Origin of the sequence: Streptomyces sp. NPDC126499 (genome assembly GCF_040302485.1) — a bacterium.
In the GTDB taxonomy this organism is placed as follows: Bacteria; Actinomycetota; Actinomycetes; order Streptomycetales; family Streptomycetaceae; genus Streptomyces.
Map to the genome: position 1 here is coordinate 1 of NZ_JBEOUO010000013.1, position 15,815 is coordinate 15,815.

12 protein-coding genes are annotated in these 15,815 nt (G+C 71.1%); 1 reads left to right on the forward strand and 11 read right to left on the reverse strand.

What is annotated here, in order from left to right; translation table 11 throughout:
- Positions 1 to 157: 157 nt before the first annotated feature.
- From ABTZ91_RS20270 to ABTZ91_RS20315, 10 genes are all read right to left on the reverse strand, one after another.
- Complete coding sequence (locus ABTZ91_RS20270) at positions 158 to 874, reverse strand: ABC transporter ATP-binding protein (RefSeq protein WP_352078566.1); 717 nt, start codon at positions 872 to 874, stop codon at positions 158 to 160.
- Positions 871 to 1,917: an ABC transporter ATP-binding protein gene (locus ABTZ91_RS20275; RefSeq protein ID WP_352078751.1), complete on the reverse strand. Its 1,047-nt coding sequence runs from the start codon at positions 1,915 to 1,917 to the stop codon at positions 871 to 873. The genes ABTZ91_RS20270 and ABTZ91_RS20275 overlap by 4 nt, the downstream gene beginning before the upstream one ends.
- A gap of 5 nt (positions 1,918 to 1,922) precedes the next feature.
- Positions 1,923 to 3,692: an ABC transporter permease subunit gene (locus ABTZ91_RS20280; protein WP_352078752.1), complete on the reverse strand. Its 1,770-nt coding sequence runs from the start codon at positions 3,690 to 3,692 to the stop codon at positions 1,923 to 1,925.
- A gap of 5 nt (positions 3,693 to 3,697) precedes the next feature.
- Positions 3,698 to 4,630, reverse strand: a complete 933-nt coding sequence (locus ABTZ91_RS20285) for a branched-chain amino acid ABC transporter permease (RefSeq protein WP_352078567.1) — start codon at positions 4,628 to 4,630, stop codon at positions 3,698 to 3,700.
- A gap of 112 nt (positions 4,631 to 4,742) precedes the next feature.
- Positions 4,743 to 5,978: a branched-chain amino acid ABC transporter substrate-binding protein gene (locus ABTZ91_RS20290; RefSeq protein WP_352078568.1), complete on the reverse strand. Its 1,236-nt coding sequence runs from the start codon at positions 5,976 to 5,978 to the stop codon at positions 4,743 to 4,745.
- 448 nt (positions 5,979 to 6,426) lie between these two features.
- Positions 6,427 to 6,855, reverse strand: a complete 429-nt coding sequence (locus ABTZ91_RS20295) for a hypothetical protein (RefSeq protein WP_352078569.1) — start codon at positions 6,853 to 6,855, stop codon at positions 6,427 to 6,429.
- The gene (locus ABTZ91_RS20300) at positions 6,852 to 7,736 is read right to left on the reverse strand and encodes a trypsin-like serine protease (protein WP_352078570.1); all 885 of its coding nucleotides are present in this window, start codon (positions 7,734 to 7,736) and stop codon (positions 6,852 to 6,854) included. Before ABTZ91_RS20300 ends, ABTZ91_RS20295 begins: the two co-directional genes overlap by 4 nt.
- 319 nt (positions 7,737 to 8,055) lie before the next feature.
- On the reverse strand, positions 8,056 to 8,565 hold the full coding sequence (locus ABTZ91_RS20305; RefSeq protein WP_352078571.1) for a hotdog fold thioesterase: 510 nt from the start codon (positions 8,563 to 8,565) through the stop codon (positions 8,056 to 8,058).
- Positions 8,566 to 8,969: 404 nt separating this feature from the next.
- Positions 8,970 to 9,419 (reverse strand): hypothetical protein, encoded by a 450-nt coding sequence (locus tag ABTZ91_RS20310; protein WP_352078572.1) that lies wholly within the window; start codon positions 9,417 to 9,419, stop codon positions 8,970 to 8,972.
- 239 nt (positions 9,420 to 9,658) lie between these two features.
- Entirely contained in the window at positions 9,659 to 11,944 is a 2,286-nt protein-coding gene (locus tag ABTZ91_RS20315) for an FdhF/YdeP family oxidoreductase (RefSeq protein ID WP_352078573.1), read from the reverse strand.
- Between the two features lie 144 nt (positions 11,945 to 12,088).
- Here ABTZ91_RS20315 and polA point away from each other — a divergent pair, with 144 nt between their 5' ends.
- Positions 12,089 to 14,809, forward strand: a complete 2,721-nt coding sequence (polA, locus tag ABTZ91_RS20320) for a DNA polymerase I (protein WP_352078574.1) — start codon at positions 12,089 to 12,091, stop codon at positions 14,807 to 14,809.
- A gap of 109 nt (positions 14,810 to 14,918) precedes the next feature.
- Here polA and ABTZ91_RS20325 read toward each other — a convergent pair whose 3' ends face one another.
- Positions 14,919 to 15,797, reverse strand: coding sequence for a DUF4184 family protein (locus tag ABTZ91_RS20325; RefSeq protein WP_352078575.1), 879 nt, complete (start codon positions 15,795 to 15,797; stop codon positions 14,919 to 14,921).
- Between the last annotated feature and the right edge of the window lie 18 nt (positions 15,798 to 15,815).

Sequence of the window (15,815 nt, forward strand, 5' to 3'; positions counted from 1 at the left end):
CGGAAGTATGTCTCCCGCTCACGCAACAGCTGCTTCCGCCCCTGAGCCGTCCGGTCCTCCCGGATCTCGAAATCCATCGCATCCCCTGAACTGGGGTGTTGCGACGACCACTAGAACGGAAGCACTGTGGGGCGGGCCTTCCGCTTGCGGGCGAGGGTTACTCCTCGCCGAGGTAGGTCTTGCGGACCTCGTCGTCGTGGAGCAGCTCCTGGCCCGTGCCGGACAGCTTGATCTTGCCGACCTCGAGCACGTACGCCTGGTCCGCGAGGGACAGCGCGGCCTGGGCGTTCTGCTCGATGAGCAGGATCGTCATGCCTTCGGCCTTGAGCGTGGCGATGGTCTCCATGATCTTCTGCATCATGATCGGGGAGAGGCCCATCGAGGGCTCGTCGAGCATGAGCAGCTTGGGCTGGGACATGAGGGCCCTGCCCATGGCCAGCATCTGCTGTTCACCGCCGGAGAGGGTGCCCGCGGCCTGCTTGCGACGCTCGCCCAGGATGGGGAAGAGGTCGTAGGCCTTCTGGATGTCCTGCTCGATGCCGTCCTTGTCCTTGCGGAGGAAGGCGCCGAGCTGGAGGTTCTCGGCGATGGTCAGCTTGGGGAAGATGTGCCGGCCTTCGGGGGAGTGGGCCAGGCCCAGGGAGACCACTTTGTGGGCCGGGATGCCGTTGAGCTCCTGGCCGTCGAAGATGATCTTGCCGCCGGCCGGCTTGATCAGGCCGGACAGGGTCCGCAGGGTCGTGGTCTTGCCCGCGCCGTTGGTGCCGATCAGGCTGACGACCTGGCCGGCATCGACGGAGAAGGAGATGCCCTTGACGGCCTCGATCTTGCCGTAGGCGACCCTGAGGTCCTCGACCTCGAGGAGTGCGGTCACTTGGAGTCTCCTTCGGTGGTGCTGTCCGCGTCGGCGGTCGGGGCCTCGGCCCCGGCCTCCTCGTCGGCCGTGGCCTGGTCGGCCGGAGCCTCGTCCACGGGGGTGTCGTCGGCGTCGGCCGCGGCGTCCTCGGATTCCTCCGGGCCGCCGGCCTCGGAGCCGTCGGAACCTTCGGCGGTCTCCGCGGTGGTCTCCTCGGCCGCGTGGGCCTCGGCCGCCTCGACCTCCGCGACCTCCTCCGCGCCGGGCGCGCCCTCGAAGGGCGTGCCCAGGTAGGCGGCCACGACGCGCTCGTCGCCCTGGACGACCTCGGCGGTGCCCTCGACGAGCTTCTCGCCCTGGACGAGGACGGCCACCCGGTCGCACAGCTTGAAGATGAACTTCATGTCGTGCTCGATGACGAGGACGGCGATGCCGCGGTCGCGGATCGCGAAGACGAGCTCCTCGGTGGCGCGGGTCTCGCTCTGGTTCATGCCGGCCGTCGGCTCGTCGAGCAGCAGCAGGCCGGGGTCGCTGGCGAGCGCGCGGGCGATCTCCAGCTTGCGCTGCTCGCCGTACGGGAGGTTGCGCGCCAGGTGCTCCGCCTTCGCGGCCAGACCGACGAACTCCAGGAGTTCCATGGCCCGTTCGCGGGAGGCGGTCTCCGCCTTCTTGAAGCCGGGGCCGCGCAGCAGCGCGGACCACAGGCCCTCCTTGGTCCGGGTGTGGCGTCCGACGAGGACGTTCTCCAGGACCGTCATGTTGGAGAAGAGGCGGATGTTCTGGAAGGTGCGGGCGATGCCGGCCTGGGTGACCAGGTGCGGCTTCGGCGGGAGGACCGTGCCCTTGTAGCTGACCTGGCCCTCGGTCGGGACGTACAGACCGGTCAGGCAGTTGAAGAAGGTCGTCTTGCCGGCGCCGTTGGGGCCGATCAGTCCGACGATCTCGCCCTCGCGGACGGTGAGGTCCACGCCGCGCACGGCGGTGAGGCCGCCGAAGCGCATGGTGACACCGCTGGCGTCGAGGACGGTGGCGGCCGTGGCCGTGGTGGTGGTCGTCGTCATGGCGTTCACGCACCCGCCTTCGAGGTTCCGACGATCGGGTCGGCGGCGGGCCGCGGCTCCGGTACGTCGAGCTGGTCGGCGTTCTCCTCGTGCTCGTGGTATTCGAGCTGGGCGCGCCGGTTGGGGATGAGGCCCTCCGGACGGAAGCGCATCAGCAGGATGAGCGCGAGGCCGAACGCGAGCAGCTGGTAGTCCTTGAGGAAGGCCAGCTTCTCGGGGATCAGGAAGAGCAGCGCCGCGCCGAGGAGCGGGCCGCGGATGGTGCCCATGCCGCCGAGGATCACGGCCGCGAGGAGGAACGCGGAGTTCGGGGCGACGGGGCCGGCGAACACGTACATCTCGGGCAGGACCGTGCCCTGGAAGTGGGCCTGGACGGTGCCGGCGACACCGGCGAGGGTGGCGCCGAGCGCGAAGGCGATCAGCTTGACCCGGAAGCCGTTGATGCCCATGGCGGTGGCGGCGGTCTCGTCCTCGCGGATGGCGACCCAGGCACGGCCGATGCGGGAGTCCTGCGCCCGGCTGAAGACCACGACCACGAGGACCATCACGAGCAGCATCAGCAGGTAGTAGTTGGCGTAGCTGCTGATCTCCACGCCCAGGATGGTGTGGGTCTGGCCGAAGTCGTAGCCGAAGAGGTTCAGCGATGGGATGTTCGGGATGCCGTTGGGGCCGTTGGTGATCTGCGGGCCGTTGTCGCCGTCCATGTTGTTGACGGTGATGCGGAAGATCTCACCGAAGCCCAGGGTCACGATGGCGAGGTAGTCGCCGTGCAGTCGCAGCGTCGGCGCGCCGATGACGACGCCGAAGACCAGGGCGACGATCGCGCCGAGCAGGACGGCCGCCCAGAAGGGCAGCTGGATGCCGAGCGCGGAGGCGGTGGAGCCCGAGACGAGGGCGGCGGTGTAGGCGCCGACGCCGAGGAACGCCACGTAGCCGAGGTCGAGCAGACCCGCCAGACCGACGACGACGTTGAGGCCGAGGGCGACCGTCGCGAAGATCAGGATGTTGACCGCGATGACGGTGAACGTGTCCGTGGTCTGCGTGAAGGGGAACGCGGCCGCGGCCACGAACGCCGCGATGGCGGCGATCTGCTTGTTCTTGGAGGCGATCACCGAGATCCGGCCCATGAGGCCCGACTTGTTGAGGGCCGCGGCGGCGAAGCCGGCCAGGATCAGGTAGCCGATGAACAGCTCGCCGTACTCGGTGGAGATGCCGTAGGTGACCGCGTACATGCCGACGGCGAAGGCCGCGACGAGGACGAGGATCTCGGCCCAGGAGGGGATCTCCCGGGGTCGGGCCGGCTTGCGGGTGTCGTCCGCGAGCCGGAAGGCGGCCAGCGGGACCAGCGTGGCGACGGCGGCCACCCAGGCGCCCGGGTCCAGGTGTGCGAGGCCGCCGAGCTGTACGGCGATCGCGATCACGGTGTACCAGGTGGTGCCGAGCGCGGCGAGGGCGAGGAGCTGCAGCGCCTTCGTGGAGCCGGCCGGGGTGAGCCAGCGCAGGCCCGTGATGCCGAGCCCGGAGAGGGCGAACAGCGTCAGGAGGAGGCCCGCGACGAGGGTGAGGACCTGGAGGCCGCCGGGGTAGCCGTTGACCGTGAGGTTGCCGGGGAACTCGGTGGTGTAGGTCCAGGCGAGGAAGGTGGAGGCCACGGTGGCGAGGCCGCCGCCGGCGACGATCCAGTGCAGGAGGCCGGGGCCCTGGGGGGCCGTGGGCTGCTCCGCCGGGTCCGCCGGGGTGCCGGACTCCGCGGGGGTCTTGGTGAGGTCGGTCATCACGATCACGCCCTGTCCGCTGTGCGCTGTCCGAGGAGACCCTGTGGTCTGAACAGAAGCACGAGGATGAGGAGGGAGAAGACCCAGATGTCCTTCCAGGCGCCGCCGCCGAACTGCGCCATCCCGGGGATGTGCTCGACGTAGGCGATGGAGAGGGTCTCCGCGAGACCGAGGACGACGCCGCCGATCATCGCGCCGTAGATGTTGCCGATGCCGCCGAGCACGGCGGCGGTGAAGGCCTTGAGGCCGAGCAGGAAGCCCATCTCGAAGCGGATCTGGCCCTTGTCGAGGCCCTCGGCGACCGCCGCGACCGCGGCGAACGCGGCGCCGATGGCGAAGGCCATCACGATGATGCGGTCGGTGTTGATGCCCATGAGCTTCGCCGTGTCCGGGTCCTGGGCCGTGGCCTGCATGGCGCGGCCGCTGCGGCTCTTGGAGACGAAGAGGCCGAGGGCGAGCATGCACAGGGGGGCGGCGACGAGGACGAAGGCGTCGGCGCGGGAGATGGCCAGACCCTCGAAGATCTGGAAGCTGTCGCCCTTGAACTCGGGGAACTTCACCGGGCTCTTGGCGCCCGGGTAGAAGCCCCAGATCAGCTGCTGGAGCACGATCGACAGACCGATGGCCGTGATCAGCGGGGCGAGGCGGGGGGCTCCGCGCAGGGGGCGGTAGGCGAAGCGCTCGGCGGCGGTCGCCACGGCCACGGAGACCAGTGCGCCGCCGACCAGCATCACGGGTATCGCGATGGCGAGCGCGGTGCCGTCGGGGAGGATCGTGTACGCCGTGAGGGCGCCGAAGCCTCCGATCATGAAGATCTCGCCATGGGCGAAGTTGATGAGCTGGACGATGCCGTAGACCATCGTGTAGCCGATGGCGATGAGGCCGTAGAGGGCCCCTAGGGCAAGGCCGTCGGCCAGCTGCTGCGGCAGTTCGTTCACCGCAAGGCCTCCGATGAGCGTGTCGGATATGAGACCGCGCGAGGGCGCTGTTTGCGCCCTCGCGCGGCTTGGTTCATGGGGTGCGGGTGGTGGTGCGGGGCGAGGCTGGGGGTCAGTCCTTGAAGGTCTCGGACTTCACGTCGACCCAGGCGCCGTTCTTGACCTGGTAGACGGTGAGCTGCTTGTTGGTGGTGTCGCCGTACTCGTCGAAGGCGACGGAGCCGGTCACGCCCTCGAAGGAGACCTTGGCCATGGCCTCGGTGACCTTGGCGCGGGCGTCCTCGGGCAGCTTGCCGTTGTTGGCCTCGACGACGGCCTTGACGGCCTGGATGATCGACCAGGCGGCGTCGTAGGAGTAGCCGCCGTAGGCCGCGTAGGCGTCCTTGTAGCCGGCCGCGTTGTAGTCCTCGATGAACTTCTTGGCGGTCGGGAGCTTCTCGACCGGGAAGCCGACCGAGGTGGCCAGGTCACCGTCGTTGGCCTCGCCGGAGGCCTTGATGAACTCCGGGTCGTAGATGCCGTCGCCACCCATGGTCGGGATCTTGGCGCCGGCCTTCTTGATCTGGTCGGAGAGCAGACCGCCCTCGGGGTACTGGCCGCCGAAGTAGACGGAGTCGGCGCCCGAGGCCTTGACCTTGTTGGCGGTGGCGGAGAAGTCGGTCTCCTTCACCGTGACGGAGTCCGTGCCCACGACGGTGCCGCCGAGGCGCTTGAACTCGTCGCTGAAGATCGCGGCGAGACCGGCGCCGTAGGTCTGCTTGTCGTTGACGACGAAGACCTTCTTCTTGCCGGCGTCCTTGAACAGGTAGTTCGCGGCGAACTTGCCCTGGATGACGTCGGTGGTGGCGGTGCGGAAGTACGTCTTGAACGGACGCTTCTTCTCGCCCTTGCCCCAGTTGTCGCCCTGGGAGAGGGACGGGTTGGTGTTGGCCGGCGAGACCTGGGTCAGGTTGGCCTTGTCGAAGTCGGCCTGCATGGACTGCGAGACGCCGGAGTTCAGCGGGCCGACGACGCCGAGGACGTCCTTCATGCCGACCAGCTTGAGGGCGTTGGCCTTGCCGGTCGCCGGGGTGGCCTGGTCGTCCAGGGCCTCGATCTTGAAGGTGACGCCGGGGACGACCTTGTCCTTGTTGGCGGTCTTGACGGCGAGGTCCACGGAGTTCTTGATGCCCTGGCCCAGGGCGGAAAGCGAACCGGTGAGAGGGGCGTCCACACCGATCACCACGGTCGTGGTGCCTCCGGCGTTGTCGCCGCCACCCTTGCCCTCGTCACGCGAACCGCAGGCGGTGAGGGTGAGCGCTCCTGTGGTGAGGACGCTGGTCAGGATGAGCAAAGAACGGTGTCGCACGAAGTTTCCTTTCCCTGGCGCGGCCCCCTCGAGCTGAGGCGGTGCCGTGAAGCTGTAGCGAGAGGTGCCGTTTTCGATGCCGGGCCGTACTGGGTCGAGCAGGCCGTGCAGAGGAGGGCGCCCGGCGGCGCGGTGACTGGCCGTGACTCTAGGCGCAGGTGGGGAAGGTCGGGGAGCGCCGAGGACATGATGTGACTGTCTTGTTATGCCGACGGGGGGAAGCGGTGTGCGGGCCGTGGGCAAACTCGGGCACATCGGTCCGTAGTGCGGTGTTCACATACTGAGAACGCGCAGTTCCGCTAAGGGGCTTGAGCAGATCATGGTGCTGACGGCCTGCCCGGAGGGGTGTCCGGATACCGGACGCTCGCCTCGGTGTCAGCGGACGGATGAGCCGACCGGATCACTCCGCTTCCGCGGTCCTCCCGCGGGGCGTGAATGTTACGCAGTGTTACGAGGGCGATGGCCGGGAACCGCTGGTGGGAACAGCGTGTTCGCTGGGCGGTCGCCAGTTCTCCGAACTGCCCGTCGCCCCCTTCGCCGCCTCGCACCGCCGGCGCGCCTCCCGGTCGGTCAGCGCGAACGCCGACGCGCGGCCGGCCCGGCGCTCCTCCGCCCGCGCCGCCACGAGCACCTCGTCGTGGATCGCGTACTGCTCGTTCGACAGGCCCTTCTGTTCCCAGTCGAGCCCGGCCCAGGTGCTGCCCTTCAGTGCCTCTTTCACCCAGTACGACACGAGACTTGCGCAGATGTCCGCGGGGGTGCTCGCGCGGGGCGCGGGGTCGTGGGGTGCCTGCGCGCAGCCGGTGCCCAGGGCCAGCAAGCAGCCGGCCAGGGTCGCGGCGAGCGCGGCCCTGACCGTGAAGGGCGGGCGGATCAAGGGAGTTGGACGTACGGCTTCAGGAAGTCGCGCGCGCCCGGGGTGTCGAGGCGGTACACCACGTTGGTGGCGTAGCAGGGGCCGTCGCCGGTGATGGTGGTCGCCACCAGGGTGAGCCGGCCGCCCAGCGTGGCGAAGTTCGGGCCACCCGAATCGCCGTAGCAGGCACCGCCGTTGCCCTGCGGTGCCGTCATGGCGAGCCGGACCCAGGCGTCGTTCAGCGCGTTGAAGGAGACCGGCGCCTTCATGCGCACCCCGCCGCCGGGGTGGGTGTGGCCGCCCGGTCCGCGCTGGGCCTCCTGGGTGCCGTAGCCGGCGACGAGGAAGTCGGTGTCGTTCAGGCCCTGCGGGCCGAGCGCGCTGAGCGCCCCGGCCTTCGGCAGGGCGGCCGGGGTGAAGGACCAGCGCTCCTTGATCTTGGCCGCGGGCAGCTCCACCACCGAGATGTCGTGGTCGTCCGAGGCCGGCCCCGGGTACGCGGGGTGACTGATCGCCCGCCCCTCGACCGCGACGGCCCGCGCGACGGCCGCCGGGTCGCCGGGGTGCTCGGCCGCGGCCCGGTCGAGGCCGGCCTGCACGTCCTGGTCGAGGGAGACGTAGAAACGTACGTTCTCCGGCCAGTCGGTCGTGCAGTGCGCGGCGGTCAGGAAGGTGTCCGCGTCGATCATCGTGCCGGAGCAGACCCAGTCCACCCGGTCGGGCGTGGCCGGGTCGCCGTCGTTGTCCCAGGTCGCGACCAGAGCGCCGACCTCGGTGCGCTCGGGCGCGGGAGCGGCGTTGTAGGAGTTGATCGCCGCGGACGGGATCGCGGTGACGATCACGGCGGCGCAGGCGGCGGCGGTCACGGCGGTGGCCATGGTGGTGGTGCGTACGGCGGTCAAGAAGAGCCCCTCGGTGTGTGGTGGACCGGGTGTACTCCTGTGGGGGAGGGTCGACAGTGAACCGGCTGGGGCGCGCGAGGGCAAGAGGCGGAGGGCGCCGGGGAGTTGGACGACGAAGCCCCGGTACGGAAGGTCCGTACCGGGGCTCCGGGTTGCAGGTGGGCGCGGGCGGGGTCCGGAGCGGGGCTCCGCGTGGCGGTGGGCGCGGGTGCGGTCCTTACCGGGCCCCGGGCGGCGGGGTCCGGAGCGGGGCCCCGGGCGGCGGTGATCACGGCGGGGTCCGGAGCGGGGCTCCGCGAGGCCGCCGCGTCCCGGTCGCTCAGGCGCCGGCGCCGTCCCGGCGGCCGGCCTCCGGCAGGTTGCCCGCGTCCTTCGCGTCGATCTCCCGGAGCATGCAGGTCAGCCGGGCCGAGCAGACCCGCTTGTCCTGCTCGTCCGTGATCACGATCTCGTACGTGGCGGTCGACCGTCCCCGGTGCACGGGCGTCGCGACCCCGGTGACCAGGCCGCTGCGCACGCCGCGGTGGTGGGTGCAGTTCAGGTCCACGCCGACGGCGATGCGGGAGACGCCGCCGTGCAGCATCGAGCCGATCGACCCGAGGGTCTCGGCGAGCACCGCGGAGGCGCCGCCGTGCAGCAGACCGTACGGCTGGGTGTTGCCCTCGACGGGCATGGTCCCGACCACGCGCTCCGCCGAGGCCTCCAGGATCTGCACGCCCATGCGGTTCCCGAGATGCCCGGCGGAGAAGAGCGCGGGCAGGTCCACCCCGAGCGAGGCGTACTCGTCGATGACCTCCTGCGGGAACTTCACATGCTGCTGCTCACCCATGGCCGGGCTCCGTTCCTGTCGTACGGCTGGTCTTCCTCACTGCCTGAGCAAACGCTTAGGTGGGGCGATTCTGTCATGGCCCCCGAAGAGCCGTGCGACAGAGGCCGTCCTTCGCGAAACGGGGCTCGTGGCACGGGGTGAGCCGGTAGGGATGGGCCTGGGCGACGAAGAACTGTTCGGGTGCGGCAGGCTCCGCCTCCGCGCGGAACGGCCTCGTACCGTCCTGGATCACCACCTCGCCGCGGGTCCCGGCCGCGTCCCGGTAGGTCGCGGCGATTCTCCAGTCGCAGCTCTCCGAACCCACGGTGGCCGCGACCCGCAGCCCGCCCGGCGTGCTGCCCCGCCGAGATCGATCTTCTGACGGTCGAAGAACGGCAGTCCCTGGTCGTCGCCCTCGTCGGTGATCAGCGGGGCTCGGTGATCGCCAGCTGGGAGCTGCGGCCGCTGAAGAGATGCAGCTTGAACGTGGTCGTGGGCCCGTCCATGGAGAAGGGACCGGCCTCCATGAACGGCTTCGAGCCGATGACCCGCGCGCCGAGCGGGCCCAGGATCCGCCAGACGTCCCGCCCGTAGCCGACGGTGGCCCGGACCTTCACGGCCTTGAGGGAGTGCTGCTCGGCCGGCGTGAGCGCCCGGTCGAGGACGATCGTCCAGCCGGCGCTGTCGAGCGTGGAGAGATCGGGGTCCACCGCCGCGGTGAACGGGGCTTCCGCCTGGTCCAGCCGCTGCTGGGCCTCGTCCTCGTCCCGCAGCCGCTCGTCCGCGAACACGGTGTCGTAGACATGGGTGACCGCCTGCCCCAGGGCGGCGGTGGCCAGCAGGCCCGCCGCGAGTACGAGCAGCCCTTGGACCATGACCCGCGCCCGGCCCCGCCGGGACGGCGGGACGGGGGAACCCGGGGCGATCCGCTCCAGCGCGAGATCCGCGAGGGACGGGGCAGCCGCGGGTCCCGGTGGCGCCGGCGGCACGGGTGCCTGCGGTACGGGCGCCGGGGGGCTCTGGTCCGGCGGATCGAGCGGTGCCGGCGGGCTCTGGTCCCCACCCTCCTCGCTCCCGGGCAGTGCGGAGCCGGCCACCGTCTCCGACGACCGGATCAGTCCCCCGCGGGCCGCGGGACCAGCCGTACGATCACCGACTTGCTCGCCGGGGTGTTGCTGACGTCGGCCGTCGACTCCAGCGGCACCAGCACGTTCGTCTCGGGGTAGTACGCGGCGGCGCAGCCCCGGGCCGTCGGATAGTGCACCACCCGGAAGCCGGGCGCCCGCCGCTCGATGCCGTCGGTCCACTCGCTCACCAGATCCGCGTACGCCCCGTCCGCGAAGCCCAGCGCCGCCGCGTCCTCGGGGTGCACGAGGACCACCCGGCGGCCGCCCGTGATGCCCCGGTAGCGGTCGTCGAGACCGTAGATCGTGGTGTTGTACTGGTCGTGCGAGCGCAGCGTCTGCAGCAGCAGCCGGCCCTCCGGCACCCTCGGGTACTCGACCGGCGCCGCCGTGAAGTTCGCCTTCCCGGTGTTCGTCGGGAAGCGGCGCTCGTCGCGCGGGGCGTGCGGCAGCGCGAAACCGCCCGGGTCGGCCGCGAGCCGCGCGTTGAAGTCCTCGAAACCGGGCACCACGCGCGCGATGCGGTCGCGGATCGTCGCGTAGTCCGCCTCGAACTCCTCCCACGGCGTCGCCGACGCCTCGCCGAGCACGGCCCGCGCCATCCGCGCCACGATCGCCGGCTCGGACAGCAGGTGCGGGCTCGCCGGCGGCAGGTTGCCGCGCGAGGCGTGCACCAGGCCCATCGAGTCCTCGACCGTGACGAACTGCCGGCCGCTCTTCTGCACGTCCTTGTCGGTGCGGCCCAGCGTCGGCAGGATCAGTGCCCGCCTGCCGGTCACCGCGTGCGAGCGGTTCAGCTTCGTCGACACGTGGACGGTCAGGCGGGCGTTGCGCATCGCCGCCTCGGTGACCTCGGTGTCGGGGGTCGCCCCGACGAAATTGCCGCCCATCGCGAAGAACACCTTCGCCTCGCCGTCGCGCAGCGCCTGGATGGACCGCACCACGTCGAAACCGTGGTGGCGCGGCGAGGTGATTCCGAACTCCTTGTCCAGGGCGTCCAGGAAGGCCGGCGCCGGCCGTTCGAAGATGCCCATCGTCCGGTCGCCCTGCACATTGGAGTGCCCGCGCACCGGACACACCCCGGCGCCCGGCCGGCCCACATTCCCCCGCAGCAGGAGGAAGTTGACCACCTCGCGAATGGTCGGCACGGAGTGCTTGTGCTGGGTCAGGCCCATCGCCCAGCAGACGATCGTCCGCCGCGAGGCCAGGACCATCTTCAGGGCCTTCTCGATCTCGGCGCGGGTCAGGCCCGTCGCCGCGAGCGTCTCCTCCCAGTCCGCCTCGCGGGCCGCCGCGGCGAACTCCTCGAAGCCGTGGGTGTGCGCGGCGACGAACTCCTCGTCCACGGCGCCCGGCGTCTCCAGGACGAGCCGGTTGAGCAGCCGGAACAGGGCCTGGTCGCCGCCGATGCGGATCTGGAGGAAGAGATCGGTGAGCGCCGCTCCCTTCAGCATGCCCTGAGCCGTCTGCGGGTTCTTGAACCGCTCCAGGCCCGCCTCCGGCAGCGGGTTCACCGAGATGATCCGCGCTCCCGCCGCCTTCGCCTTCTCCAGCGCCGACAGCATCCGCGGATGGTTCGTCCCCGGGTTCTGTCCCGCGACGACGATCAGGTCCGCCCGGTGCAGGTCCTCCAGCGACACACTGCCCTTGCCGACGCCGAGGGTCTCCGTCAGTGCCGAGCCGGAGGACTCGTGGCACATGTTGGAGCAGTCCGGCAGGTTGTTCGTGCCGAACTCGCGCGCGAACAGCTGCAGCAGGAACGCGGCCTCGTTGCTGGTACGGCCCGAGGTGTAGAACACGGCCTCGTCGGGGGAGGAGAGCGCCGTCAGCTCCTCCGCGATGATCGAGAACGCCCGCTCCCAGCTCACCGGCTCGTACCGCTCGGCGCCCTCCGGCAGGTACATCGGATGCGTGATCCGGCCCTGCTGGCCCAGCCAGTAACCGCTGCGCGTCGCCAGGTCGGCCACGGGGTGGGCGGCGAAGAACTCCGGCGTCACCCGGCGCAGCGTCGCCTCCTCGGCGACCGCCTTCGCCCCGTTCTCGCAGAACTCCGCCACATGCCGCTTGTCCGCCTCCGGCCAGGCGCAGCCGGGGCAGTCGAAGCCGTCCTTCTGGTTGACCTTGAGCAGGGTCCGCGCGGTGCGCCGCACGCCCATCTGCTCGTGGGCCATCCGCAGCGTGTGCGCGACGGCGGGCAGCCCGGCGGCCGCGTGCTGCGGCGCCGCGACCCGCGGCGCGTCCTGGACCGGGTCGCCGACCGGCGGCTTGCTGACCATCGCGCTCTCCCTTGAGCGGTGAAGGACTCGTACGACTCCGATCCTGTCACGCGCCACCGACAACGGACCACGCACGGTCGGTGCGCGGCCGGTCACCCTCGGCGCGTGGACGGGAATGTCAGCGGCGCGTGGCAGGATCGTCCCGTGGCCGAGACAGCAGCGAAGAAGACCGATATGACCGAAGAGAACCGCCCGCGCCTGCTCCTCATGGACGGGCACTCCCTGGCGTACCGGGCGTTCTTCGCGCTGCCCGCGGAGAACTTCACCACCGCGACCGGGCAGCCGACGAACGCGATCTACGGGTTCGCGTCCATGCTGGCGAACACGCTCCGCGACGAGGCGCCCACGCACTTCGCCGTCGCGTTCGACGTGTCCCGCAAGACCTGGCGCTCGGAGGAGTTCCCCGAGTACAAGGCGAACCGCTCCAAGACCCCCGACGAGTTCAAGGGACAGGTCGAGCTGATCGGCGAGCTGCTCGACGCCATGCACGCCCCCCGCTTCGCCATCGACGGGTACGAGGCGGACGACGTCATCGCCACCCTCGCCACCCAGGCCGAGGCCGAGGGCTTCGAGGTCCTCATCGTCACCGGCGACCGGGACTCCTTCCAGCTGGTCACCGACCACACCACCGTGCTCTACCCCACCAAGGGCGTCTCCGAGCTGACCCGCTTCACCCCCGAGAAGGTCCAGGAGAAGTACGGGCTGTCGCCGTCGCAGTACCCCGACTTCGCCGCCCTGCGCGGCGACCCGTCGGACAACCTGCCCGGCATCCCCGGCGTCGGCGAGAAGACCGCCGCCAAGTGGATCAACCAGTTCGGCTCCTTCGCTCAGCTGGTGGAGCGCGCCGAGGAAGTCAAGGGCAAGGCAGGCCAGAACCTCCGTGACCATCTGGAGTCGGTGAAGCTCAACCGCCGCCTCACCGAGATGGTCCGCGACGTCGAGCTGCCCAAGACCGTCGCGGACCTCGCCCGTGAGCCGTACGACCGCACGGCCGTCGCCCTCGTCCTCGACACCCTGGAGATCCGCAACCCCTCGCTGCGCGAGCGGCTCCTCGCCGTCGACCCCGGCGCCGCCGAGGAGACCGCCCCCGCCCCGGCCCCCGGCGTCGACCTCGACTTCACCGTCCTCGGCTCCGGCGAGCTCGCCGGCTGGCTCGCCGAGCACGGCGGGCAGCCGCTCGGCGTCGCCACCCTCGACAGCTGGGCCCTCGGCACCGGCAACGTAGCCGAGATCGCCCTCGCCTCCGGCGACGGCGCCGCCGCCTGGTTCGACCCCTCCGAGCTCGACGAGGCCGACGAGCGCGCCTGGGCCGCCTGGATCTCCGACCCCGGGCGGCCGAAGGTCCTGCACAACGCCAAGGGCGCCATGCGGGTCTTCCCCGAGCACGGCTGGAGCATCGCCGGCGTCACCATGGACACCGCGCTCGCCGCCTACCTGGTCAAGCCCGGCCGCCGCTCCTTCGCCCTGGACGCGCTCGCCGTCGAGTACCTGGGCCGCGAGCTCGCCCCCGCCGCCCCCGCCGACGGCCAGCTCGCCTTCGGCGCCGACGACCACGCCGAGGCCGAGGCCCTGATGACCCAGGCCCGTGCCGTCCTCGACCTCGGCACCGCCTTCGAGGAGAAGCTCGCCGAGGTCGGCGCCATGGAGCTCCTCCACGAGGTCGAGCTGCCCACCTCCGCGCTCCTCGCCCGCCTGGAGCGGCACGGCATCGCCGCCGACCGCGACCACCTGGAGGCCCTGGAGCAGCAGTTCGCGGGCGCCGTGCAGCAGGCCGTCAAGGAGGCCCACGCCTCCGTCGGCCACGAGTTCAACCTCGGCTCGCCCAAGCAGCTCCAGGAGGTCTTCTTCGGCGAGCTCAACCTGCCCAAGACGAAGAAGACCAAGACCGGCTACACCACCGACGCCGACGCGCTCGCCTGGCTGGCCGCCCAGACCGAGCACGAGCTCCCGGTGATCATGCTCCGGCACCGCGAGCAGGCCCGGCTGCGCTCCACCGTCGAGGGGCTGATCAAGACCGTCGCCGCCGACGGCCGCATCCACACCACCTTCAGCCAGACCGTCGCCGCCACCGGCCGGCTGTCCTCCACCGACCCCAACCTCCAGAACGTGCCGGTGCGCACCGACGAGGGCCGCGCCATCCGGCACGGCTTCGTCGTCGGCGAGGGCTTCGAGGCCCTGATGACCGCCGACTACAGCCAGATCGAGCTGCGCGTGATGGCCCACCTCTCCGAGGACGAGGGCCTCATCGAGGCCTTCACCTCCGGCGAGGACCTGCACACCACGGTCGCCTCACAGGTGTTCAACGTCGAGCGGTCCGCCGTCGACGCCGAGATGCGCCGCAAGATCAAGGCCATGTCGTACGGCCTGGCGTACGGGCTCTCCGCCTTCGGCCTCTCCCAGCAGCTCGGCATCGAGCCGGCCGAGGCGCGCGGCCTGATGGACACCTACTTCGAGCGCTTCGGCGGCGTACGGGACTATCTGCGCCGGGTCGTCGACGAGGCCCGCGCCACCGGCTACACCGAGACGATGCTCGGCCGTCGCCGCTACCTCCCGGACCTCAACAGCGACAACCGCCAGCGCCGTGAGGCCGCCGAACGGATGGCGCTCAACGCCCCGATCCAGGGCACCGCCGCGGACATCGTCAAGGTCGCCATGCTCCGTGTCGACCGCGCCCTCACCGAGGCCGGCCTCGCCTCCCGGATGCTCCTCCAGGTCCACGACGAAATCGTCCTGGAACTCGCCCCCGGCGAGCGCGACCAGGTCGAAGCCCTCGTCCGCGACGAGATGGCCCACGCCGTCGAACTCCGCGCCCCCCTGGACGTCTCCGTCGGCGTCGGCCCGGACTGGGACTCGGCGGCGCACTGAGCCATGCCCCTGCCGGGGCGCCGTCACCGGTGTCGGTCCGCCCCCCACGGGGCGGGCCGAAGGCCCACGGGTGCGGGGTACGTCCCGCGCGGCTTCGCCCCGGCAGGCGTCAGCGAGCTCCAGGACGGGACCGCTCCGGCTCCCGCCCCACCACCGGGCCCTCCGGGCCGCCCTCTGCCGGCCGGGCCCCCGCCCGCAGTGCCCGCACCCCGGCCCCGTACAGCACCACCCCCAGGAACAGCCCCGCCCCCGCCCCGAAGCAGAAGGTCGGGACGACGTCCAGGGGCGAGTCGATCCGGCCCCAGTACGCGTACCAGCGCAGCACGCGATGTGCCGCGCCCGCCAGGACGCAGCCCCCGATCACCCCGGCCGCCAGCAGGCGCCCCCGCCGGTCGAGCACCGGGACGAGCGACGGTGACGGCGCGTCCGAAGGCGCCGCACGCAGCGCCCGTACCGCGAACCAGCCCATCAGCACCAGCGCCAGCGCCGAACCCCCGTACTGCGCGTACAGATAGACGGGCAGACCGCCCACCACTTCGCCGAGGACCGGAATCAACCGGGTGCCCCAGCGGTCGAGATGGGTGAACGCGTCCCACACCACGTGCGTCAGCGCCCCGAGCGCCGCCGAGACGGCGAACCAGAAGGCGAGGGACACCGGCCGGCGCTCCCGCCACGGCCGGCCGCGGACGAACCCGTACACCCGGCCGCGCCACCGCCGCGGCAGCAGCGCCACCAGCGGCTCACGCACCATCAGCCACAGCGCCACCAGCACCGCCGTGACGACCACGTCGACCGTGACGATCCCGAGGAAGGAGTGGGTGACGTCACCGAAGAACATCGCGTCGGGCACGGCGGTGGCCGCGAAGTACGTCATGTCGGGCGAGAAGGAGCCGGCGACCAGCGCCGACGCCACCAGAGGACCGCGGGCCGTGCCGTCCCCGCGGAGTGCGGGCAGCACGGCGGCTGCATGGCTGAGCGTGAACGGCACGGAAAATCCCCCTCGTCC

What these genes read in the sequence shown, in the direction of transcription:
- ABTZ91_RS20280 (WP_352078752.1), bottom strand. Translation starts at nt 3,692, where the DNA reads ATGACCGACCTCACCAAGACCCCCGCGGAGTCCGGCACCCCGGCGGAC.
- ABTZ91_RS20310 (WP_352078572.1), bottom strand. Translation starts at nt 9,419, where the DNA reads ATGGTCCAAGGGCTGCTCGTACTCGCGGCGGGCCTGCTGGCCACCGCC.
- ABTZ91_RS20275 (WP_352078751.1), bottom strand. Translation starts at nt 1,917, where the DNA reads ATGACGACGACCACCACCACGGCCACGGCCGCCACCGTCCTCGACGCC.
- ABTZ91_RS20315 (WP_352078573.1), bottom strand. Translation starts at nt 11,944, where the DNA reads ATGGTCAGCAAGCCGCCGGTCGGCGACCCGGTCCAGGACGCGCCGCGG.
- ABTZ91_RS20305 (WP_352078571.1), bottom strand. Translation starts at nt 8,565, where the DNA reads ATGGGTGAGCAGCAGCATGTGAAGTTCCCGCAGGAGGTCATCGACGAG.